General features: G+C 69.3%; 16 protein-coding genes and 1 tRNA gene. 6 read left to right on the top strand and 11 right to left on the bottom strand.

The features are described from left to right. Both FCK90_RS14365 and FCK90_RS14355 read left to right on the top strand, forming a co-directional pair. Positions 1-356 (top strand): integrase core domain-containing protein (locus tag FCK90_RS14365; RefSeq protein WP_158034997.1); only part of this gene is annotated, 356 nt, incomplete at its 5' end. 461 nt (positions 357-817) lie between these two features. Then, positions 818-1,210, top strand: a complete 393-nt coding sequence (locus tag FCK90_RS14355; RefSeq protein ID WP_220433351.1) for a hypothetical protein — start codon at positions 818-820, stop codon at positions 1,208-1,210. Between the two features lie 158 nt (positions 1,211-1,368). On the opposite strand, the gene FCK90_RS14350 is transcribed toward FCK90_RS14355, so the two are convergent. From FCK90_RS14350 to FCK90_RS14300, 11 genes are all read right to left on the bottom strand, one after another. Next, positions 1,369-2,094, bottom strand: coding sequence for a group I intron-associated PD-(D/E)XK endonuclease (locus FCK90_RS14350; protein WP_158034995.1), 726 nt, complete (start codon positions 2,092-2,094; stop codon positions 1,369-1,371). 130 nt (positions 2,095-2,224) lie between these two features. After that, positions 2,225-2,298, bottom strand: a tRNA-Pro gene (locus tag FCK90_RS14345). Positions 2,299-2,458: 160 nt separating this feature from the next. After that, positions 2,459-5,911 carry a pyruvate carboxylase gene (locus tag FCK90_RS14340; protein WP_158034994.1) on the bottom strand — a complete coding sequence of 1,151 codons (3,453 nt, stop codon included), beginning with the start codon at positions 5,909-5,911 and terminating at the stop codon, positions 2,459-2,461. 291 nt (positions 5,912-6,202) lie between these two features. Further along, entirely contained in the window at positions 6,203-7,792 is a 1,590-nt protein-coding gene (gene der, locus FCK90_RS14335; protein WP_158034993.1) for a ribosome biogenesis GTPase Der, read from the bottom strand. A gap of 48 nt (positions 7,793-7,840) precedes the next feature. Next, positions 7,841-8,551 (bottom strand): (d)CMP kinase, encoded by a 711-nt coding sequence (gene cmk, locus FCK90_RS14330; protein WP_158034992.1) that lies wholly within the window; start codon positions 8,549-8,551, stop codon positions 7,841-7,843. Next, entirely contained in the window at positions 8,533-9,675 is a 1,143-nt protein-coding gene (locus FCK90_RS14325; RefSeq protein ID WP_158034991.1) for a prephenate dehydrogenase, read from the bottom strand. Before FCK90_RS14325 ends, cmk begins: the two co-directional genes overlap by 19 nt. A gap of 1 nt (position 9,676) precedes the next feature. Continuing rightward, positions 9,677-10,855, bottom strand: coding sequence for a pseudouridine synthase (locus tag FCK90_RS14320; RefSeq protein WP_158034990.1), 1,179 nt, complete (start codon positions 10,853-10,855; stop codon positions 9,677-9,679). Between the two features lie 329 nt (positions 10,856-11,184). Continuing rightward, on the bottom strand, positions 11,185-11,892 hold the full coding sequence (gene scpB / locus FCK90_RS14315; RefSeq protein ID WP_158034989.1) for an SMC-Scp complex subunit ScpB: 708 nt from the start codon (positions 11,890-11,892) through the stop codon (positions 11,185-11,187). Beyond that, positions 11,889-12,788: a segregation and condensation protein A gene (locus FCK90_RS14310; RefSeq protein WP_158034988.1), complete on the bottom strand. Its 900-nt coding sequence runs from the start codon at positions 12,786-12,788 to the stop codon at positions 11,889-11,891. Before FCK90_RS14310 ends, scpB begins: the two co-directional genes overlap by 4 nt. After that, positions 12,788-13,681, bottom strand: coding sequence for a ParA family protein (locus FCK90_RS14305; protein WP_246180445.1), 894 nt, complete (start codon positions 13,679-13,681; stop codon positions 12,788-12,790). The genes FCK90_RS14310 and FCK90_RS14305 overlap by 1 nt, the downstream gene beginning before the upstream one ends. Positions 13,682-13,860: 179 nt before the next feature. After that, on the bottom strand, positions 13,861-15,882 hold the full coding sequence (locus tag FCK90_RS14300) for an AMP-binding protein (RefSeq protein WP_158034987.1): 2,022 nt from the start codon (positions 15,880-15,882) through the stop codon (positions 13,861-13,863). Between the two features lie 198 nt (positions 15,883-16,080). Here FCK90_RS14300 and FCK90_RS14295 point away from each other — a divergent pair, with 198 nt between their 5' ends. The 4 genes from FCK90_RS14295 to FCK90_RS14280 are packed head-to-tail and all read left to right on the top strand — an operon-like array spanning position 16,081 to position 20,337. Next, positions 16,081-16,773 carry a GntR family transcriptional regulator gene (locus FCK90_RS14295; RefSeq protein ID WP_158034986.1) on the top strand — a complete coding sequence of 231 codons (693 nt, stop codon included), beginning with the start codon at positions 16,081-16,083 and terminating at the stop codon, positions 16,771-16,773. Continuing rightward, positions 16,770-18,290, top strand: a complete 1,521-nt coding sequence (locus tag FCK90_RS14290; RefSeq protein ID WP_158034985.1) for an MmgE/PrpD family protein — start codon at positions 16,770-16,772, stop codon at positions 18,288-18,290. The genes FCK90_RS14295 and FCK90_RS14290 overlap by 4 nt, the downstream gene beginning before the upstream one ends. Beyond that, positions 18,290-19,198 (top strand): methylisocitrate lyase, encoded by a 909-nt coding sequence (gene prpB / locus FCK90_RS14285; protein WP_158034984.1) that lies wholly within the window; start codon positions 18,290-18,292, stop codon positions 19,196-19,198. Before FCK90_RS14290 ends, prpB begins: the two co-directional genes overlap by 1 nt. Next, a complete protein-coding gene (locus FCK90_RS14280) occupies positions 19,195-20,337 on the top strand; it encodes a bifunctional 2-methylcitrate synthase/citrate synthase (RefSeq protein ID WP_158034983.1) in 1,143 nt (380 codons plus the stop codon). The genes prpB and FCK90_RS14280 overlap by 4 nt, the downstream gene beginning before the upstream one ends. The last annotated feature ends 37 nt before the right edge of the window (positions 20,338-20,374 follow it).

Raw genomic sequence — 20,374 nt, 5'->3', positions numbered from 1 at the left:
TGGTCAGCGCGGTCACGCGTCGGGGTGAAGTGGCCGGTTGCATCGTCCACTCGGACCGGGGATCGCAGTTCCGCGCCAGGTCATTCGTGCACGCCCTGAACGAGCACCACCTGCTCGGATCGATGGGCCAGGTCGGGGCCGCGGGTGATAACGCAGCGATGGAGTCCTTCTTCGCGCTGCTGCAGAAGAACGTCCTGGACCGCCGCCGCTGGCGAACCCGCGATGAGCTGCGCATCGCGATCATCACCTGGATCGAACGGACCTACCACCGGCGCCGGCGGCAGGCCCGCCTGGGCCGGTTGACCCCCATCGAATACGAGACCATCATGAACCCGACCGTCACCCTGGCGGCCTAACCGCAACTGACACCTCTCCGTGCAGCAGTCCCCCGGCGACGCTCCGCTCGATCAAAGTCGCCGACGAGCAGATCGCGGAACTCTCCATGCTTTGCGGCTTCGACGACGACATCGCCGCAGCTGTTGAAGAGATCGTCGGGAAACACTTCCCGACCGCCGGGCACCTCGATCCGAGGCGAGTCGCCCTCCCGGCGAGGAAACAAGGTCTTGAAGCGGGCCGTGTTCCTCTCCCCGTTCGCCGGCCTCGATATCGCCAGGCCGCATCGATAGCGGTGTCAACCCATATGCAGCATGGTTTGCAAGACTATGCGAAGACGAAGCACTCGTGGAAGTGAACGAAGCCGACGCGAACCGTTGGCAGAAGGAGCGCGGTGAACCAGATAGTTCGCAGGCAGGGCAAAGTTTCAGTCGTCGTCGGCTGGGTTTTGATCGCCATGGGAGTTCTCGCACTCGCATGCTTCATGATCCTCGCCATCGCGATGCGGGAATCCATGTTTCTCATCTTCTTGTTCGCACCCGTTCTGCTGTTCGCCGGCGGATGGCTCAACCTCTGGATGGGGCGCAGAGCCCGCCTGGAGATCCAGCCGGATCGATTCATCTGGTGCGGCTTCCTTGGTGCTGCGAAGTCACTGCCCTGGCAGGCGGTGCGTCAGATCCATGTACCACCGCCGGGCAGCCGACGCCGACTCGCTGCACTGGCCCAGCTGCACGATGGTGCGGTCGTCGAGATCGACGCGCTGTGGGAATCGCCGACCTCGCCGGGAAACCTGCTGGCGGAACCGCACCTGGGGACGGCGCAGCGCGCGCTCATCGAGGGCCACCAGGCGTACCTAGCACGACACGGCATCCACTGAATCGAATAAGACGACAAGAACAACCGGAAGCCATCAGGGGTGCAGACTGCCGGAACTGAAGCGGCTGAAAACGAAAGCGAACAGACCATTCGCTCCGCCCCCGTTTACTTTGTTCGTAGCCTCTGATCCGTGAGGATGTGAAGCGCCCTGGGTGCCGTTCAGATTCCTGAGGCCATTCGGTAGCGGTCATAAGCGCCGACGTGGATCAGGTGCAACCCGCCGACAGCAGAGACTGGGATGAGGAAGTAGTTCAGGTCACCATCAATGATGAAGAAGTCGTCGATCTCATCCGGGTCGTATGTCTTACGTTCACGGCGCGCAGTCGAGAGGTACACCTTCCAGGTATGCCCTGCGCGTACCGTCGTCGTCTTCACCTGCACTTTGCGCACTGCTGCCTGAGCGCGAACTAGGAGATCGTACCGACTGGGCTCGAGAGGCCAGGAGACCTCCTGTCCGCACAATGTGAACCACGCAGCTGCAAGAAGTGAACCCGCGCGACTGAGATGAGCGACGTCAGGTCGGCATTCTCCCGCAACGGCCGACAATGGGGGCACCGTGAGGTGCGCGGTATCAAGACCGAGCCGTAATGCGTGACCTTTCACCGTGGCCAAGGCAGATCCGCCTAAAAGGCCGAGCGCATCCACGACCTCGGACCAGGTTCCCGAGACAGCGATCGCCGTGCGAAGCTGGTCATTTGTCCACCGGCGCTGCCCTTTGAAGTGCCGGTAGTCGAGGCCAAGATCGTCTGCGCGGGCGCGCACCGACCTCATAGCGCCCGCGGAGGTCGCCACCAGCCCCAGTTGGCGCAACGTCGCTCGCCAGGAACTCGACAATGCGATGGCACGGACCAACTGCTCATCGCTGTAGCTGCGTTCGCGCCCCATGCGGCAAGCCTAGGAGACACCACTGACAGCCCAAGCCGGAGCTCAAAGAGCTCTCCAGAGCGCCGGCAGAAAACAAAAAGTCCTGAGCCGCGACACGTCCGTAAACGATGTCGCAACTCAGGACAAAAAGTCGGGTTGACAGGATTTGAACCTGCGACCCCCTCACCCCCAGTGAGGTGCGCTACCAAGCTGCGCCACAACCCGTGGACGGCGGACCGTCCAAGATGCCCGTCACGATCACCGGGATCGCCCCGAGCACCCGCTACACATTACCCCAACGGCCCGGCGATTTCACATCGCCGGGCCGTTGGGACACGTACTCAGATCACCGTGAGCGGTGACTCACGCGAAACCTCGCCGAACCTCACGAAGCAGGCTCGATCTCCACCACCAGGTCGCCGCCGTCGACCGGCGACGGCCCCGGGACGACCACGCGGGTGACCTTGCCGCCCACCTGGGTGGTCACGGAGGCCTCCATCTTCATGGCCTCGATGGTGGCCACCCGATCGCCCGCGGAGACCTCGTCGCCCGCGGACACCGTCGCCGTGATCGACCCGGCGAACGGAGCCGCCACATGGCCCGGCTTGGAGGCATCCGCCTTCTCGGCCTCCACGTGGTCGGTGGCCACCGAGGTATCGCGGATCTCCAGCATGCGCATCTGGCCGTTGAGGGTCACCATCACGGTGCGCATGCCCTTGTCGTCGGCCGGGCCGATGGCCTGCAGGGTCACCAGCAGGCGCACGCCCTTGCCCAGCGAGATCACGTGCTCGCGATCGGGCATGAGCCCGTACAGGAAGTCGCGGGTGTGCAGCACGGAGACGTCGCCGTACTGCTTCTGCTGCGCCTCGAAGTCGCGGGTGGGGCCGGGGAACAGCAGCCGGTTCAGGGTCGCGCGCCGCACGGCCGATTCGCCGTTGAGTCCCGCCAGGTCCTCGTCCGACAGGTCCGCCACGGCGGGCTTCTCGTGCCGGCCCTCCAGCGCCTTGGTGCGGAACGGCTCCGGCCATCCGGCGGGCGGGGTGCCCAGCTCGCCGTTGAGGAAGCCGATCACCGAGTCCGGGATGTCGAACTTCTGCGGGCTCTCCTCGAACTCGGCCGGGTCCACGTTCATGCCCACCAGCTGCAGGGCGAGGTCGCCCACGACCTTCGACGACGGCGTGACCTTCACCAGGTGCCCCAGCATCCGGTCGGCCGCGTAGTACATGTCCTCGACCTGCTCGAACTTCTCCCCCAGGCCCAGCGCGATCGCCTGCTGGCGCAGGTTCGACAGCTGGCCGCCCGGGATCTCGTGCCGGTACACGCGGCCGGTCGGCCCGGACAGCCCGGACTCGAACGGCTTGTAGATCCCGCGGATGGTCTCCCAGTACGGCTCCAGGTCGGAGACGGCCTGCAGGGAGATCCCCGTGTCCCGCTCGGTGTGCGCCAGTGCGGCCACGAGGGCGGAGGCGGAGGGCTGCGACGTCGTGCCCGCCATGGTCGCCGAGGCGACGTCGACCGCGTCCACGCCCGCGTCGATGGCGGTCAGCAGCGTGCCGACCTGCCCACCGGCGGTGTCGTGGGTGTGCAGGTGGACGGGCAGGTCGAAGCGCTCACGCAGCGCGGAGACCAGGCGGCGCGCCGCCTCCGGGCGCAGCAGCCCGGCCATGTCCTTGATCGCCAGGATGTGGGCACCGGCGTCGACGCACTGCTGGGCCAGGTCCAGGTAGTAGTCGAGCGTGTAGACCTTCTCCTCCGGATCCAGCAGGTCGGAGGTGTAGCACAGCGCCACCTCGGCCACCGCGGTGCCGGTCTTGCGCACGGCGGCGATCGCCGGGGCCATCTGGGAGACGTCGTTGAGCGCGTCGAAGATGCGGAAGATGTCCACACCGGTCTCGGCCGCCTCCTGCACGAACGCGTCGGTCACCTCGGTGGGGTACGGGGTGTAGCCCACCGTGTTGCGGCCGCGCAGCAGCATCTGGATCGGGATGTTCGGCATCGCCTCGCGCAGCAGGCGCAGCCGCTCCCAGGGATCCTCGGCCAGGAATCGCAGGGCGACGTCGTAGGTCGCACCGCCCCAGGCCTCGACCGAGAACAGCTGCGGCAGCGTGTGCGCGTAGGCCGGCGCGGCGGCGAGCAGGTCACGGGTGCGAATACGGGTGGCCAGCAGGGACTGGTGGGCATCGCGGAAGGTCGTGTCTGTGACACCGACGACGGTCTGCGCGCGCAGCTTGGCCGCAAAGCCCTCGGGGCCCTCCTCCAGCAGTACCTTGCGCCAGCCCGCCGGGGGCGCGGACTGACCGGGGCCGTCGAACGGCGAGCGGTCCGGGTCCTCGACCTTGTCGTCGGGGAAGCGGGGCAGCTTGGTCCGAGGGTCGATGCCCTCGATGCGCTCACCGTTGGGCTTGTTGACCGTGACCTCGGCCAGGTAGGTCAGTGCGCGGGTACCGCGGTCCGCGGAGCCGCGGGCCTCGAGCAGCTCGGGACGGCGCTCGATGAAGTCCGTGGTCACGTTGCCCGCCAGGAACTCCGGGTCCTCGAGCACCGACTGCAGGAACGGGATATTGGTGGCCACGCCGCGGATACGGAACTCGGCCAGCGCACGCCGCGCGCGGTGCACGGCGGTCTGGTAGTCGCGGCCGCGGCAGGTGAGCTTGACCAGCATGGAGTCGAAGTGAGGCGAGATCTCCGCACCCGAGTACAGGGTTCCGCCGTCCAGGCGGACGCCCGCGCCACCGGCGGAGCGGTAGGCGGTCACCTTCCCGACGTCGGGACGGAAGCCGTTGGCCGGGTCCTCGGTGGTGATCCGGCTCTGCATCGCGAAGCCGCGGACCTGCAGCTCGTCCTGCCTGATCCCGATGTCGGCCAGGGTCTCCCCCGCGGCGATGCGCATCTGCGCCTGGACTAGGTCGACGTCGGTGACCTCCTCGGTCACCGTGTGCTCGACCTGGATACGCGGGTTCATCTCGATGAACACGTGCTCGCCGGCCCGCTCCCCCACGGTGTCGAGCAGGAACTCGACCGTGCCGGCGTTGACGTAGCCGAGCTCCTTGGCGAATGCGACGGCGTCCTTGTGCAGGGCATCGCGCACCTCCGGGTCCAGGTTGGGTGCCGGAGCGATCTCGACGACCTTCTGGTGGCGGCGCTGCAGCGAGCAGTCGCGCTCGAACAGGTGCACGGTCTCGCCCGTACTGTCGGCCAGCACCTGGACCTCGATGTGCCGCGGGCGCAGCACGGCCTGCTCGAGGAACACGGTGGGATCGCCGAACGCGGTGCCGGCCTCCCTCATGGCGGATTCGAGGGCGTCGGGCAGCTCGGCGGGGGTCTCCACGCGGCGCATGCCGCGACCACCACCGCCGGCGACGGCCTTGACGAAGATCGGGAAGCCGATCTCGTCGGCCGCGGCGATCAGCTCTTCGGGGTCCGACGACGGCTCCGAGTCCACCAGCGTGGGGATGCCCGCCTTCTTGGCGGCCTTCAGCGCGGCGACCTTGTTGCCAGCCAGGTCCAGCACGTCAGCGGAGGGGCCGATGAAGGTGATGCCGTTCTCGGCGCAGGCCTTGGCCAGGCCGGGGTTCTCGGAGAGGAAGCCGTAGCCCGGGTACACGGCGTCGGCACCGGACTCCTTGGCCACGCGGATGATCTCGTCGACGTTCAGGTACGCCTTGACGGGGTGCCCTTCGGTGCCGATCCGGTAGGCCTCGTCCGCCTTCTGCCGGTGAATCGAGTTCCGGTCCTCGAACGGGTAGACAGCCACGGTCTTGGCACCGAGCTCATAGGCCGCTCTAAAGGCGCGAACGGCGATCTCGCCGCGGTTGGCCACCAGGATCTTCTCGAACACGGGCGCTCCTTCTTCCGGGACTGCCTCCTGGCGACCCTTGTTGAGAGGCCGGCGTCAGTCCCTGCTGCAGTTGATGCGGGCTGCTGCCCCACGCCTCATCGGCCGGGCACAGCGTGGCACTAGCTTACGGCGGCAGGTGTCCATTACGTGACCCCCGCCGCATTGTCATGCCGACTTCTTCATATCAGCGCCAGGTGTCCGCCGCGTAACCCGCCGCCATGAACCGCGGCCTCCCCCGACGAGAAAAGGCCTGCACCGTCGTCGACGGCACAGGCCCTTTCAGCGGAGAGCTCAGCGTCTGCGGGACCGCCGCTCGCGGACGCGCATGGCCACCTCGATCGGGGTGCCCTCGAAGCCGAAGGTCTCCCGCAGCCGCCGGGTGATGAACCGGCGGTATCCCGGATCCAGGAAGCCCGTGGTGAACAGCACGAACTTGGGCGGGCGGGAGGACGCCTGGGTGCCGAACAGGATGCGCGGCTGCTTGCCCCCGCGCAGCGGGTGCGGGTGGGCCGCGACCAGTTCGCCCAGGAACGAGTTGAGCCGACCGGTCGGGATGCGGGTGTCCCAGGAGTCCAGGGACTTCTCCAGAGCGGGGACGAGCTTGTCCTTGTGCCAGCCGGTCTTCGCCGAGATGTTCACTCGGGGCGCCCAGGCCACATGGGCCAGGTCCTTCTCGATCTCGCGGTCCAGGTAGTAGCGCCGCTCCTCGTCCAGCAGGTCCCACTTGTTGAAGGCCAGCACCAGGGCGCGGCCGGAGTCGATGGCCATCTGCAGGATGCGCACGTCCTGCTCCGCCAGGGGCTCGGAGACGTCCAGGAGCACCACGGCCACCTCGGTCCGCTCCAGGGCGGACTGGGTGCGCAGCGAGGCGTAGTAGTCCGCGCCCTTCTGCATGTGCACCCGGCGGCGGATGCCGGCGGTGTCCACGAAGCGCCAGGGGCGGCCACCCAGCTCGATCATCTCGTCCACGGGATCGCGGGTGGTCCCGGCCAGTTCGTTGACCACCACCCGCTCGGAGCCCGCCAGCTTGTTCAGCAGCGAGGACTTGCCCACGTTGGGCCGGCCCACCAGCGCCACGCGCCGCGGACCGCCCACCACCTCGGGCTCGGCCACCTCGGAGAACTGCGGCAGCACCTCGAACAGGGCGTCCAGCAGGTCGCCGGCGCCCTTGCCGTGCAGGGCGGAGACCGGGTACGGCTCCCCCATGCCCAGCGACCACAGCTCGGTGGCCTGCAGCTCCAGGGCGGGCGAGTCGCACTTGTTGGCCACCAGGATCACGGGGCGCCCGGCGCCGCGCAGCATCTTCACGATCGCCTCGTCCGAGGCGGTCACGCCCACGGTGGCGTCCAGCACCAGCAGCACAGCGTCGGCGCGCTGCACGGCCAGCTCGGCCTGGTCGGCCACGGTCTTGTCGATCCCGCGGGCATCGGACTCCCAGCCGCCGGTGTCCACCATGGTGAACGGGCGGCCGAGCCATTCGGCGCTGTAGGAGACGCGGTCGCGGGTCACTCCGGGCACGTCCTCCACCACGGCCTCGCGGCGGCCGATCACGCGGTTGACCAGCGTGGACTTGCCCACGTTCGGGCGGCCCACCACGGCCACCACCGGCGCGGGCTTGCGGGTCAGGACGCCCAGGGAGTCGTCCTCCCAGGCCTCGAGCAGGGCCAGGTCCTCGTCGTCCAGGTCGTAGTCGTCCAGGCCGGCGCGCAGGGCCTCGGCACGCTGGTCGGCTTCGTCGTCGTCGATGGCGTTGAGACGCTCGATCACATCGTCGTCGTCACCGCCCAGGACGGACTCCACATAGGGGTCGACCGGGCGCTGCCACGGTTCGAGGCCCGGGGCGGAGGTCGACGTCGGTTTGGGGGCGGGGTTCTCGGTCATCGAGCACCCTCCTCTCGCAGGGGGTCGGTCAAAGTCTGGTGCCTGTGCTCAGGCGAGGTCCGGAACGGCGCGCAGGACCAGGTCCATCACGGCCGTCACGGACTGTTCGAGGGTCAGCTCGGAGTTGTCCAGGGTGACGACGCCGTCGGCGGCGGTGGAGAAGTTCACCACGGTCGAGTCCTTGGCGTCGCGGCCCACCACCTGCTGTCTCAGGGCCTCCGCGTCCTGGGAGCCGCCCAGCTGCGCCCCGCGGCGGTTCATGCGCGCCTGCTCGGAGGCCACGAGCAGGATCCGCGCCTCGGCGTCGGGGGCCACGACGGTGGTGATGTCCCGGCCCTCGGCCACGATCCGGCGCCCGGAGTCGGCGATGATGCCTCGCTGCCGCTGCACCAGCACCTCGCGCGCCGCCGGCACCGTGGCCACGGAGGAGACCTGGGAGGTCACCTCCGGCGTGCGGATCGCGTCCGTGACGTCGGTGCCGCCCACCCGCACGAACTGGTGATCGGGATCCGTGGAGATCTCCACCGGGGCGTTGCGCGCGGCTTCGACGACGGCGGAGGGCTCCGCGAAGTCCGTGCCCTCGTGCATGGCCCACCACGTCACCGCGCGGTACATCGCGCCGGTGTCCAGGTACCCCAGGTTCAGGCGGCGGGCGATCTCCTTGGACACCGTGGACTTGCCGGAGCCCGAGGGCCCGTCGATGGCTACGACCACCTGAATCGGCGCCTGTGCTGGCTCGGTCACTGGACCACCTTCCATCCGTTCGTCGTGAGGGCTTCCACAAGTTCATCGCGGCGGTTGGGCTCGACCGAGACCTCCGCCAGACCCACCGGCTGACCGGGTGAGTGGTCCAGACGCAAGTCTTCCAGGTTGATCCCGATCTCGCCGATGAACGTGAGCAGGTGCGCGATCGTGCCGGGACGGTCGTCCACCAGCACGGTGAGCTGGGCGAAAGCCTTGGGCGCCCCGCCGTGCTTGCCCGGGATCCGGGCCTGCCCGGCGTTGCCCTCGGCGATCAGCTGGGCGACGTCCAGGCGCGATCCCGGCGCCGTGGGCGCCTCCATAGTCTCGATCAGCCGCTCCAGGTCCTCCCGGACCCCGTGGAGGGCCGGGACGATCGCGCCGGCGTTGGCCGTGAGGATCTGCACCCACAGCCCCGGGTCCGAGGCCGCGATCCGGGTGGTGTCCCGCAGGCCCTGCCCCGCCAGGGACAGGCGGTGCAGCGGGGTGTCCTGCAGCCGGGAGGCGAGCAGGGAGGACATCACCTGGGGCAGATGGGAGATCAGCGCCACGGTGTCGTCGTGCTCCTCGGCCGGCATCTCCGTGACGGTCGCCCCCAGCTCGATGGCCAGGCCCTTGACCAGCCGCCGGGTGGACGGGGCGGTGTGCTCGGAGGAGCACAGCACCCAGGGCATCGAGGTGAACAGCTCACCGCGGGCGGCCACCGGCCCGGACTTCTCCCGCCCGGCCATGGGGTGGGAGCCCACGTAGCGGCTCAGGTCGGCGCCGGCCTCCTCGAGGCCGCGCAGTATCGAGCCCTTGACCGAGGCCACGTCGGTCACCACCGTGTGGGGGAATTCCGTCAGCGCGGCCGCCACCAGCTCGACCGTGACATCCGGCGGGGAGGCCACGACCACCAGCTGGGGTTCGGCCATCCTGGCGCCCCAGGCCCGTTCGCTCAGGCCCGCGCCGATGTCCTCCCCCACGGCTTCCGCGGTGGGCGAGGCGTCCCGCAGCCAGGTCTCCACGCCCAGGTTGCGCAGCCCCAGCCCGATCGAGGCGCCGAGCAGCCCCGCCCCGACGATCAGCACGGAGGCCACCTCCGGGGAACCCGCATCGGACGCCGGGCCGCGGCTGCGCCCCGGCACCGCTGGATCCGTCATGTCAGGAGCTCAATCCCACGGAGGCCAGCAGGTGGCCGACCTCCGTCTTGGACAGGTCCCGGACCACGCCCTGCTTCTGATCGCCGATGCGGATGGGTCCCACCTGGGTGCGCACCAGGCGCTCGACCGGGTGCCCCACGGCGTCGAACAGACGGCGCACGATCCGGTTGCGGCCCGAGTGCAGCACGACCTCCACCAGGATGTGGCCGGGGACCGAGTCCACCAGGCGGAAGGAGTCGACCTTGGCGATGCCGTCCTCGAGCATCAGGCCCTCCTTCATCTGGTCGCCGATGCCCTTCTCCATGGGGCCGCGGACCTGCACCAGGTAGGTCTTGGGCACCTCGTAGGAGGGATGGGTCAGCCGGTTGGTCAGCTCGCCGTCGTTGGTCAGCAGCAGCAGACCCTCGGTCTCGATGTCCAGGCGCCCGACGTGGAAGACCCGCTGCTGGTGGCGGTGCGGGATCAGGAAGTCGGAGATGCACTGGCGGCCCTCCTGGTCGTCCATCGTGCAGACCACGCCCTCGGGCTTGTTGAACGCGTAGTAGACGAGCTTGTCGTCGAGCTGGATGGGCAGGCCGTCCACGGTGATCTCGGCGGTCTTGGGATCCACGCGCACACCGAGCTCGGTGACCACGTCGCCGTCGACCGTCACGCGGCTCTCGGTGATCATCTCCTCGCACACCCGGCGCGAGGCCACCCCGGCGTTGGCCAGCAGCTTCTGCAGGCGCACGCCCTCGGCGTCGTGGACCTCGAGCCGGTCCACCGGCGGGTTCTTGGGACGACGACGGCGGTGCGGCCCGTAGATCGCCACCTTGTCCGGCATCTTCCGGCCATAGCGGTCGGTCGAGGCGTAGGGGCGGGGACCGCTCGTCGCGGGCTGGCCCTTCTTGGGCCCAGCTCCTTTAGGACCGGCGCCCTTCGGTCCGGTGCCCTTGCCTGCCGGGCCCTTGGCTCCGGGCTTGCCGCCCTTGGCGTTCTGCGTACCGGGCTTGCCCGCATTCGGCCTGCCCGCGGACCCCTTGCCCCCGGGCTTGCCGCCCTTGAAGCCCGGGCCTCCGGACTTGCCGGCGCCGGGCTTGCCGCCCCGCCCCGGACCGCCCTGCCGTGGGCCGCCCTGTCCTGGGCGACCGCCGCGATTGCCGCCGCCGGTACGCCCGGAGTTCCTGTTGTTCTCAGCCATGTCTCACTGTCCTGTTCAGGTCTGTGGTGGAAATTCGCCGTGATGCGCACCGCGATATCCGCGGTGGAATTCGCGCGGGGGATGGCTCATCCGGGCCGCGCGGTGGCGCCGTCGTCGTCGGGGAGGACGTGCTGCAGTCCCGGTTCGATCACGGTGAATCCGGGGCATGGGCGCCGCAAAGCCCCCAGTCTACCGGCCCGCTCGACTTCTCACCCTGTTGGCGACATCACACGTTCTAGCGTGTGGTCTCGGCAACAAGGTGTGGTCTCAGCAGGAGGGTGTGGTCTCGCCGCGGGTAGCCGGGCTCCGGCCCTCCCGTGGCCCTAGCCCTAGTCCTGGAACTCGTCGAGCTGGTCGACGCCGGGCAGGTGCGGTGAGATCCGGGGCAGCTCCTCGAGCGAGTCGAGGCCCAGCTTCTCCAGGAAGTAGGGCGTGGTGGCGTACAGCAGCGCCCCGGTGATGGGATCGCGGTCCACCTCGGCCAGCAGGCCGCGGGCCACCAGCGTGCGGATCACCCCGTCCACGTTCACCCCGCGGATCGCCGAGACTCTCGCGCGGCTCACCGGCTGGCGATAGGCGACGACGGCGAGCGTCTCCGTCGCCGCCTGGCTCAGCTTGGAGGTCTGACCCTCGAGGACGAAGGCCTGGACCACGGAGGCGAACTCGCTGCGGGAGTAGAAGCGCCAGCCGCCCCCGACCTTGCGCAATTCGAAGCCCCGCGGGACCACGGCATCAGGTTCGCCGGCCCCGCCCTCCTGGTCGGCACGGGTCGGGGCGGCACTGGCGGGGTCGATGCTGGGATGGCGCCCGCCGTCGCGCTCCTGGGCGCCACGCGGGCGCAGGCCGTCGTATTCGGCGCGCAGCGAGTCCAGGGTCGCGCGGATCTCGGCGACGGGCACCCCGAGGACCTCGGAGAGGTCGAACTCGCTGACGGGCCGGTCGGCCACCATCAGGATCGCTTCGAGCGCGGCCGCCAGGCCACCCGGCAGGGTGTCGACGTCCACCGGGCCGGTGGCGGGGTTGGCCTCCGTGCTCACGAGCGCACCTCCTGGGCGGTCGCGGGTCCGGCGGGGTCCTCGTCGGGCAGTACCGGACGGTCGTGCTCGTCGGAAAGCCTGTCGGAGGACCAGTCGGCGCCGGCCACCCAGGTCACCCACAGCTCGTCGAGGACGTGCTCCTGGCGCAGTTCCACGGCGCGGTCGCGGAAGAGTTCGAGCAGGGCCAGGAACCGCACCACCACGACCAGCACGGACTCCGCCTGGGCGATCAGCGACCGGAAACCGTGCTCGGCGCCGTCCTCCAGGAGCAGCCGGAGCTCCTCGGCCTCCTGCCGCACGGTGACCGTGAAACCGTGCAGATGGTCCGTTCCCACCTCGGTGGGGGTCTCCGCCTTGGTCTCGAACGCCTTCCGCGCGATCTGCGCGAACTGCTCCGGGGTGGTGCGCCACACCAGCTCCGGCAGCAGGGAGGCGAACTCCGGATCCAGGGGAACCGAGCGGGCCTGCCGGCCGGCCTCGGCCCGCATGGACTCCCCCATCAGCTGGGAGACGTCCTTGAACGCCTTGTACTGCAGCAGCCGGGCGAAGAGCAGGTCGCGGGCCTCCAGCAGGGCCAGGTCCTCCTCGTCGGAGACCTCCCCGCGCGGCAGCAGCCGGGCCGCCTTCAGATCGAGCAGGGTCGCGGCCACCACCAGGAACTCCGAGGCGGCGTCCAGGGCGGCGGGCGAGTTCTCCAGGCGCAGGGCGCGCACGTAGTCCAGGAACTCGTCGGTCACCACGGACAGCGCCACAGTGGTGATGTCCAGTTCGTGCTTGCCGATCAGGCCCAGCAGCACCTCGAACGGGCCGGCGAAATTCTCCAGCTCCACCGCGAACCCGGTGGCGAGCCCCTCCGACAGGTCACCGGACTCCGTCTCAGGAGCCAGGACGCTCATCAGGGAGCGCCGCCGCGGGAGATCAGCTCGCGGGCCAGCTGCCGGTAGGCCTCCGCCCCGGCGTGGTTGGAGGCGAAGGACAGGATGGGCTCGGCGGCCACGGTGGCGTCCGGGAACTTCACGGTGCGCTTGATGACGGTGTCGAAGACCTTGTCCCCGAAGGCCTCCACGATCCGGTCCAGCACCTCCCGCGAGTGCAGGGTCCGGGAGTCGAACATGGTGGCCACCACGCCGTCGATGGTCAGCTTGGGGTTCAGCCGGTCCTGGACCTTCTCGATCGAGTCCACCAGCAGGGCCACGGCGCGCAGGGCGAAGAACTCGCAGATCAGCGGGATGATCACCCCGTGGGAGGCCGTCAGGGCATTGACGGTCAGCAGGCCCAAGGACGGCTGGCAGTCGATCAGGATCACGTCGTAGTGCTCCTCGACCTTGCGCAGGGCCGATGCCAGCACCTGTTCGCGGGCCACCTCGGAGACCAGCTGCACCTCGGCCGCCGACAGGTCGATGTTGGCGGGCATGAGGTCGATGTTGTCCACCTCGGTCTCCAGGATCACGTCCCAGGGATCCACGCCGCGTTCCATCATCACGTTGTAGATGGTCTGGTCCAGTTCGTGGGGGCTGACCCCGAAGCCCGCGGACAGCGCCCCCTGGGGGTCGAAGTCCACCATGAGCACCTTGCGCCCGCATTCGGCCAGGGCCGCGCCCAGGTTGATGGTCGACGTCGTCTTGCCCACGCCGCCCTTCTGGTTGACCATCGCGATGATCCGCGCCGGGCCGTGCGTATCCAGCGGTGCAGGGTCCGGGAAGGTCCGCAGCGGACGACCAGTGGGGCCTACTTTGCCCGCCTCGGCGTCGTTCAGACCCGGAAACCGGCCCTCGCTCTTGCTGCTCACTCGGATTCTCTCCTCGGCACTTCGGGGTTATGCGTCCACGGCGCTGCGCTGCCTGAGCGGTTCGACCGGCGACGGTCCTGGAAGCAGGCCGCGGTCAGCGCACACGTTCCGGCCCAGACTACCGCCGGGGACGGTCTCGCGCAGAACCCGGCCGGGGAGAGATCGCCCGGAGCCCCTTCTCAGCGCGATGGACGCAGCACGCCGGACAGCGCCTCCAGGACCGCGGGGTCCTCGATGGTCGAGGGAACCGGGGCCTCCACGCCGTCGGCGATCTGGCGCATGGTCTTGCGCAGGATCTTGCCCGACCGCGTCTTGGGCAGGGCCTCCACGGCGGCGATGTCCTTGAGGTCCGCCACGGCGCCGATCTGCTGGCGGACCATGGCCACCAGTTCCTGGCTCAGCTGCTCGGCGTCGATGTCCACTCCCTGCTTGAGCACCACGTACCCGGAGGGCCGCTGACCCTTGAGCTCGTCGGCCACCCCGATCACCGCGCACTCTGCCACCGCCGGATGCGACGAGAGCACCTGCTCCATGGCGCCCGTGGACAGACGGTGGCCGGAGACGTTGATGACGTCGTCGGTGCGGCCCATGACGTAGACGTAGCCGTCCTGGTCCATCAGGCCCGAGTCCCCGGTGGCGTAGTAGCCCTCGAAGACCGTGAGGTAGGAGTCGATGAAGCGCTGGTCGTTACCCCACAGGGTGGCCAGGGTTCCGGGGGGCAGGGGCAGCCGGATCGCGATATTGCCCTCCGCACCCCGTTCCACGGGTTCGCCCAGCGGGTCCAGGATCTCCACCTGATAGCCGGGGATCGGCACCGTGGGAGAACCGGACTTCAGCTCGAGTGCCTCCAGGCCCATCGGGTTGCCGCAGATCGCCCACCCGGTCTCGGTCTGCCACCAGTGGTCGACGACCGGCACTCCCAGGGCCCGGCCCGCCCAGGCCCAGGTCTCCGGATCCAGGCGCTCTCCGGCCACGTAGAGAGCCCGCAGGCTGGAGATGTCGTAATCGCCGACCAGCTCTCCCTCGGGATCCTGCCGGCGGATGGCGCGCAGCGCGGTGGGAGCGGTGAAGAACGAGTTGACCCGGTGGTCCTGGATCAGCCTCCAGAACGCCCCGGCGTCGGGGGTGCCCACCGGCTTGCCCTCGTAGAGGACGGTCGTGGCACCGGCGATGAGCGGGGCGTAGACGATATAGGAGTGCCCCACCACCCAGCCGACATCGGAGGCCGTGCACATGACCTCGCCAGGGGCGATGTCGTAAATGTTCTGCATCGACCAGGCCAGGGCGGTGGCATGCCCGCCGTTGTCGCGCACCACGCCCTTGGGCGTGCCGGTGGTCCCGGAGGTGTAGAGGACGTAGAGCGGGTCCGTGGCGGCCACGGGCACGCAGCCGGCCGGCTCGGCCTGCGCCACGGCCTCGGACCAGGAGACCCAGGCCACCCCGGAGCCCTGCTCGTCGGCCGGGGCGCGCATCTGCTCGACGGAGTGCTCGAACCCCTCCCGCTCGTGCACCAGCACGGTGGCCGGGGTGCGCTCGGCCACCGAGATGGCCTCCTCGACGGCGGGCAGGTACTCGATCCGGCGCTTGGGCTCCACACCCCCGGAGGCGGTCACGACGACGGCCGGCTGGCAGTCGTCGATGCGCACCGCGAGTTCCTTGGGGGCGAACCCGCCGAAGACCACCGAATGCACCGCACCCAGGCGGGCCGTGGCCAGCATGGCGACCGCGGCCTCGGGGATCATGGGCAGGTAGATCAGCACCCGGTCGCCCTTGCCGACGCCGGCCGCTGCGAGCGCGCCGGCGAAGGCGGCCACCCGCTCCTGCAGCTGGGCGTAGGTGATCGTCTCCCGCAGTCCGAGCACGGCGGAGTCGTAGACGATCGCCGCGCGGTCGCCGTGGCCGGCCGCCACGTGACGGTCGACCGCGTTGTGGCACGTGTTCAGGACGCCGTCGGGGAACCATCGGTAAATCGGAGCCCGGGAATCGTCCAGCGCCCGCGTGGGGGCGCTCTCCCAGTCCAGGCGTTCGGCGGCCTCGAGCCAGAATCCCTCGGGGTCCTCGACGCTGCGGGTGAACTCCGCCGCGTAGGTTCCATCGCCCGGCAGGCCTCGATCGTCCGCGCCGTCCACGCCCCGGCTCTCGTCCTGGCTTGCGTCGCGGCTGCCCGCCTCGTGGCCGGGCTCTGCGTTCTGGTTGCTCATGGCGGGGTCCTCTCACTGCGATGGCGGGCTCCGCAGCCCGGTGCACTCATCGCCAGGGTAGTGACACCCATCACGTACCGCTACCCCTGTGTATACAGTTGTCGCGGATTTTCCGGGGGTTTTGTGAGCCTTCGTGCTTTATGTGGCAATTATGTATACATTGGACGTACGTCACTCAAGGAGGAGAGGAGGATCCCGATGAGAGCCAGCCAGCGCGTCTACAACCAGCTGCGGGCGGAGATCCTCGACGGCGACCTTCCTCCCGGGCGGGTCCTGGCCGAGGTGGAGCAGTCGCAGCGCTTCGGGATCTCCCGGACGCCCGTCCGCGAGGCCATCGGCCGCCTCGCCGCCGAAGGGCTGGCCGAGCAGCAGGGCGGCCGCGGCGTCGTCGTCTCCGATGTGACGACCGATGACATCACCCCGCTGTTCGAGGTGCGCGAGGCCCTGGACATCCAGGCCGCCCGCCTGGCCGCGCTGCGCGGCGACCCGGCCGAGTTCGCAGCGCTCGCCGACCGTCTCGAGGACGTGGCGGGGCGCTTCGACTCCCCTCGGCACTCCTCGCAGGACGACCCTCCGGCCGCCTACTACGAGCTGGTCGAGCAGATGGACCGGGCCATCGACGCCGCAGCCGCCAACCCCTGGCTCGACGCCGCCTCGTCCACCGTCCGGATGCAGCTGGCCAGGGTGCGGCGCCTGGCCGCCCAGGACCCTTCCCGCCTGGCCGCCGCAGCGCGCGAGCACGCCCAGATCGCACGGGCCGTCTCCACCGGCTCGGCGCAGCTGGCGGAGGCCGCCGTCCGGCTGCACCTCAACAACGCCCTGAACTCGGCCCTGGCCAAAGCTCCCGCCACAGCGGCGGGAAGCACCGCAACACGAGAGGAAACTCCATGACCGTCAACCACTCCGTGCGGGTCCACCCGTCCTCAGACAACCTGGCCCAGGAGGATCAGCTCGCGTGGAAGGTCGCCGAGGTGGCCGCCGACCCGGTCGAGGTCACCCAGGAGGTCACCGACATGGTGATCAACCGCGTGCTGGACAACGCCTCCGTGGCCATCGCCTCCCTCAACCGCGGGCCCATCGTCTCCGCACGCGACCAGGCCCTCGCGCACCGGCCGGGCCCCGGAGGCACCGGCTCGGGCGTGTTCGGCGTCGACGCCGCGCAGACCAAGGTCTCCCCCGAGTGGGCCGCATGGGCCAACGGCGTGGCCGTGCGCGAGCTGGACTACCACGACACCTTCCTGGCCGCCGAGTACTCCCACCCCGGCGACAACATCCCGCCGATCCTCGCCGTCGCCCAGCACACGGGGGCCAATGGCCGTGACCTGGTCCGCGGTCTGGCCACCGGGTACGAGATCCAGGTGGACCTGGTCAAGGCGATCTGCCTGCACCAGCACAAGATCGACCACGTGGCCCACCTCGGCCCGTCCGCAGCCGCCGGTATCGGCACCCTGCTCGGCCTGGACACCCTCACGATCTTCCACGCGATCGGCCAGGCCCTGCACACCACCACCGCCACCCGCCAGTCGCGCAAGGGCGAGATCTCCACCTGGAAGGCCCATGCCCCCGCGTTCGCCGGGAAGATGGCCGTGGAGGCCGTGGACCGCGCCATGCGCGGCCAGACCTCCCCCACCCCGATCTGGGAGGGCGAGGACGGCGTGATCGCCTGGCTCCTGGACGGCAAGGACGCCGCCTACGAGGTTCCGCTGCCCGCCCCGGGCGAGGCCAAACGGGCGATCCTGGACTCCTACACCAAGGAGCACTCCGCGGAGTACCAGGCCCAGGCCTGGATCGACCTGGCGCGCAAGCTGCACGCCGAGCACCCGGAGATCGCCGATCCCGCCGCTGTGGAGCGGATCGTGCTGCACACCTCCCACCACACGCACTACGTGATCGGCTCCGGGGCCAACGACCCCCAGAAGTACGATCCGCGCGCCACCCGGGAGACCCTGGACCATTCGATCCCCTACATCTTCACGGTGGCGCTGCAGGACGGCTCCTGGCACCACGTCGACTCCTACGCGCCGGAGCGCGCCGGCCGGCCCGACACCGTCGAGCTGTGGCACAAGATCACCACCGAGGAGGACCCGGAGTGGACGCGCCGCTACCACTCCCTGGACATCTCGGAGAAGGCCTTCGGCGGCCGCGCGGAGATCACGCTCAAGGACGGCTCCACGATCGTGGACGAGATCGCCGTCGCCGACGCCCACCCGCTGGGCGCCCGCCCGTTCGCCCGCGAGCAGTACCTGGGCAAGCTGCGCGCCCTGGCCGACGGCCTGGTGGCCGAGGCCGAGCTGGAGCGGTTCATCCAGGCCGCCGAGAACCTGCCCGAGCTGGGCGCCGGTGATCTGGACGCCCTCAATGTGACCGCCGCGGTCGAGCTGGAGACCGGTTCGAAGGGGATCTTCTGATGCTGTACTCGCACGTCACCGCTGAGGCCAAGCGGATCCGCTTCCGCGAGCTGCTCGCCGAGGATCGCTGCCTGCAGTTCCCCGGGACCTTCACGCCGCTGGCCACCAAGGTGATCCAGGACAAGGGTTTCGACGGCGTCTACATCTCCGGCGGAGTGCTGGCCAACGAGCTGGGGCTGCCCGACATCGGGCTGACCACCCTGACCGAGGTGGCCCAGCGCGGGGCGCAGATCGCGCGCTCGACCGATCTGCCCACGCTCATCGACGCCGACACCGGATTCGGCGAGCCCATGAACGTGGCCCGCACCATCCAGGAACTGGAGAACGCCGGGGTCTCCGGCTGTCACATCGAGGACCAGTTCAACCCCAAGCGGTGCGGCCACCTGGACGGCAAGTCCGTCGTCGATCTGGAGACCGCCGTCAAGCGGATCCAGGCCGCGGCGCAGGCCCGCAGGGACCCGAACTTCGTGATCATGGCGCGGACCGACATCCGCGCCGTGGAGCCCCTCGAGGTCGCCATCGAGCGCGCCCAGGCGCTCGTCGAGGCCGGTGCGGACGCCATCTTCCCGGAGGCCCTCAAGGACCTGTCCGAGTTCGAGGCCGTGGCCGCTGCGGTGCCCGTTCCGGTGCTGGCCAATATGACCGAGTTCGGCAAGTCCGAGCTGTTCACCGTTGATCAGCTGCACTCCGCGGGGGTATCAATGGTGATCTATCCGGTTTCACTGCAGCGGGCAGCCATGGGGGCGATCGAACGCCTGCTGGAGACCATCAAGGCCGATGGCACCCAGCAGGCGGAGGTCGAGAACATGCAGACGCGGTCCCGGCTATACGAGACGGTCGACTACGACGGCTACAGCGCGTTCGACAGCGACGTCTTCAACTTCGAGGTCCCCGGAGGACGATCATGAGCGAGAACACTGAGATCAAGAAGGGCCTGGCCGGCGTCGTCGCGGACGTCACCGCGGTCTCCAAGGTCAACCCGGACTCCAACTCCCTGCTCTACCGCGGATATCCCGTGCAGGAGCTGGCGGCCAATTGCTCCTTCGAGCAGGTGGCCCTCCTCCTGTGGAATGGCGAGCTGCCCTCCGACGAGGAGCTCGAGGAGTTCACGGCGCTCGAGCGGGCCAACCGGGCGCTGACGCCCGAGCTGAAGGCGATCATCGACGCCCTGCCCACCGACTGCCATCCCATGGACGTGTGCCGCACCGCCGCCTCCGTGCTGGGGGCGCAGCACCCCAAGGCCGAGGACTCCTCGCCCGAGGCCGAGTTGGAGAAGGCCAAGGCCCTGCTCGCGGCCATGCCGGCGGTGGTGTGCTACGACCAGCGTCGTCGTCATGGCCAGGAGCCGATCGAGCCGCGCGAGGACCTGAACTACTCGCAGAACTTCCTGTGGATGGCCTTCGGCGAGGAAGCGGCACCCGAGGTGGTCGAGGCCTTCAACGTCTCGATGATCCTCTACGCCGAGCACTCCTTCAACGCCTCGACCTTCACCGCCCGGGTGGTGACCTCTACCCTGGCGGACCTGCATTCCGCGGTGACCGCCGCGATCGGCGCCCTGAAGGGCCCGCTCCACGGCGGCGCCAACGAGGCCGTCATGCACACGTTCGAGGAGCTGGGCATCCGCACGGACGAGTCCGCCGAGGAGGCGGAGGGCCGCGCCAAGGCCTGGATGGACGACGCTCTGGCGCAGAAGAAGAAGGTCATGGGCTTCGGGCACCGCGTGTACAAGCACGGCGACTCCCGGGTGCCCACCATGCAGGACGCCCTGTTCCGCATGATCGAGCACTACGACCGTCCCGAGCTGCTGGGCCTATACAACGGGCTGGCCAAGTCCATGGACGAGGCCAAGTCCATCAAGCCCAACCTGGACTACCCGGCCGGGCCGACCTACTGGCTCATGGGCTTCGACATCCCCACGTTCACGCCGCTGTTCGTCTGCGCCCGCATCACCGGGTGGGCGGCGCACATCATCGAGCAGAGGGCCTCCAACTCGCTGATCCGCCCGCTCTCGGACTACAACGGCCCGGACGAGCGCCACGTGGCCTGAGCCGCGCCTCCTCATGCGGCGCTTACGTGCTTGTGGC

Origin of the sequence: Kocuria coralli, assembly GCF_008831305.1 — a bacterium.
In the GTDB taxonomy this organism is placed as follows: Bacteria; Actinomycetota; Actinomycetes; order Actinomycetales; family Micrococcaceae; genus Kocuria; species Kocuria coralli.
This window is presented reverse-complemented; position numbering and strand designations above follow the sequence as displayed.

Excerpts from the sequence above, each read along its gene's own strand:
- FCK90_RS14280 (WP_158034983.1), top strand. The coding sequence starts at position 19,195 with ATGAGCGAGAACACTGAGATCAAGAAGGGCCTGGCCGGCGTCGTCGCG.
- FCK90_RS14325 (WP_158034991.1), bottom strand. The coding sequence starts at position 9,675 with ATGACGGATCCAGCGGTGCCGGGGCGCAGCCGCGGCCCGGCGTCCGAT.
- FCK90_RS14300 (WP_158034987.1), bottom strand. The coding sequence starts at position 15,882 with ATGAGCAACCAGAACGCAGAGCCCGGCCACGAGGCGGGCAGCCGCGAC.
- FCK90_RS14355 (WP_220433351.1), top strand. The coding sequence starts at position 818 with ATGATCCTCGCCATCGCGATGCGGGAATCCATGTTTCTCATCTTCTTG.
- FCK90_RS14295 (WP_158034986.1), top strand. The coding sequence starts at position 16,081 with ATGAGAGCCAGCCAGCGCGTCTACAACCAGCTGCGGGCGGAGATCCTC.
- FCK90_RS14310 (WP_158034988.1), bottom strand. The coding sequence starts at position 12,788 with ATGAGCGTCCTGGCTCCTGAGACGGAGTCCGGTGACCTGTCGGAGGGG.
- FCK90_RS14290 (WP_158034985.1), top strand. The coding sequence starts at position 16,770 with ATGACCGTCAACCACTCCGTGCGGGTCCACCCGTCCTCAGACAACCTG.
- der (WP_158034993.1), bottom strand. The coding sequence starts at position 7,792 with ATGACCGAGAACCCCGCCCCCAAACCGACGTCGACCTCCGCCCCGGGC.
- prpB (WP_158034984.1), top strand. The coding sequence starts at position 18,290 with ATGCTGTACTCGCACGTCACCGCTGAGGCCAAGCGGATCCGCTTCCGC.
- FCK90_RS14350 (WP_158034995.1), bottom strand. The coding sequence starts at position 2,094 with ATGGGGCGCGAACGCAGCTACAGCGATGAGCAGTTGGTCCGTGCCATC.
- cmk (WP_158034992.1), bottom strand. The coding sequence starts at position 8,551 with ATGGAAGGTGGTCCAGTGACCGAGCCAGCACAGGCGCCGATTCAGGTG.
- FCK90_RS14320 (WP_158034990.1), bottom strand. The coding sequence starts at position 10,855 with ATGGCTGAGAACAACAGGAACTCCGGGCGTACCGGCGGCGGCAATCGC.